General features: G+C 69.0%; 2 protein-coding genes. Both read right to left on the bottom strand.

The annotated features are described in order from the left end of the window. Window positions 1–60 precede the first annotated feature (60 nt). Window positions 61–555, bottom strand: a complete 495-nt coding sequence (locus ABGA94_RS19830) for a pathogenicity-like protein (RefSeq protein ID WP_095377765.1) — start codon at window positions 553–555, stop codon at window positions 61–63. Window positions 556–558: 3 nt separating this feature from the next. Further along, window positions 559–1,473, bottom strand: coding sequence for an acyl-CoA thioesterase II (gene tesB, locus ABGA94_RS19825; protein WP_375367969.1), 915 nt, complete (start codon window positions 1,471–1,473; stop codon window positions 559–561). Window positions 1,474–1,577 lie beyond the last annotated feature (104 nt).

Here is a 1,577-nt window from a genome sequence, read left to right as displayed (position 1 = left end):
GATTAAGTCGTTTGTGCCACAAACGACTTAATCCCCTCCGTCCCCTTTTTCACCCGCGAATCATTTCGAGGGCTGGATGCGGACCCGGACTGCTTCCTCTTCCGGCGCGGCCTGCGGGGCCGGTTGCGCCTGCTGCGGCTGGGCCTGCGGGGCGGGCACCGGGGCGCCGCGATGGCGCAGGCCGATCACCAGCGCCACGCCAGCGATCACCACCAGCAGCGCGATGCGGATGCGCCAGGCCCAGCTGCGGCCGCCGCTGCCCGGTTCCGGCGCGTCGCGGAAGGCGAATTCGGCGGTGGGGTGGTCACGGCGGGTAGTGTCGAGCAGGCGCGCTTCGCGCAGGATTTCGCGCGCGCGCGGCTGGTCGTCGGCACGCACGATCCATACCGCCGGATAGGCGTTGGCGTTGCCCAGGTCGGTATAACTGAACTGGCCGCGGCGACGGGTCTTGTACGAGCGCCCGTTGGTCACCTTGACGTCGATCCCATGCCCGCGCAGGAGCTCGGCCACGCCTTCGACGGTTTCCACGCGCTGGCTGCTGAAGATCTGGCGCATGGGTTACTCCTTGGCCGGCACGGCGGCGGCCGCAGCCTGGTCGGGAACCACGCGGATCAGGCCTTCCTGCGCAGTGCTGGCCACCAGCACGCCGTTGCGGGTGAAGAACTGGCCGCGGGCCAGGCCGCGCGAATCCTGCGCGCTGGGGCTGTCCAGCGAGTACAGCAGCCAGTCGTCGGCGCGGAACGGGCGGTGGAACCAGATTGCGTGGTCGAGCGAGGCCATCTGCACGTGCGGGTGGTAGTAGCTGATGCCGTGCGGGAAGGTCGCCGTGCCCAGCAGGTGGAAGTCGGAGGCATAGGCCAGCAGCGCCTGGTGCAGCTCCGGGGCATCGCCGACCGGCTCGCTCAGGCGCAGCCACACCTGGTGGTAGGGCGGGCGCTTGGGCGGGTTCAACTCGTCGCGCGGGTAGACGTGGCGGAACTCGAACGGGCCGCCACGCGACAGCCAGCGCTGCACCTTGATCGGCAGCCGCTCCAGCACTTCGGCCGGCAGCGGCCGGTTCGGTTCGATGTCTTCCGGCTGCGGCACTTCAGGCATCTTGTGCTGGTGCTCGGCGCCGGTCTCGGCCTGCTGGAACGAGGCCGCGCAGAAGAAGATCACCTTGCCGTGCTGGATCGCGGTGACCCGTCGCACCGAGAAGCTGCCGCCGTCGCGGGTGCGGTCCACGTCGTAGACGATCGGGTGGTCGATGTTGCCGGCGCGCAGGAAGTAGGCGTGCAGCGAGTGCACGTGGCGGCCGTTGTCGACCGTGGCCTGCGCCGCAGCCAGGGCCTGGCCCAGCACCTGCCCACCGAACACGTACTTGGTGCCGATGTCGCGGCTCTGCCCGCGGAACAGGTTGTCCTCCAGCCGCTCCAGCGTGCGCCCTTCGTTCCAGGTGATCTGGATGCAGATGAAGTCGTCGGTGCGATCCACGCCCAGGTAGCCGGGATCGTAGATCAGCGTGCCGGGCGCGTGCTCGCCACCAGTTGCAGCATGTATTGGCCGGCACGCGTACGGCGTCCCTTCTGGGTGATCAT

The organism is Stenotrophomonas sp. 3diitr2024, from assembly GCF_042136455.1.
In the GTDB taxonomy this organism is placed as follows: domain Bacteria; phylum Pseudomonadota; class Gammaproteobacteria; order Xanthomonadales; family Xanthomonadaceae; genus Stenotrophomonas; species Stenotrophomonas sepilia.
This window is presented reverse-complemented; position numbering and strand designations above follow the sequence as displayed.

Excerpts from the sequence above, each read along its gene's own strand:
- ABGA94_RS19830 (WP_095377765.1), bottom strand. The coding sequence starts at position 555 with ATGCGCCAGATCTTCAGCAGCCAGCGCGTGGAAACCGTCGAAGGCGTG.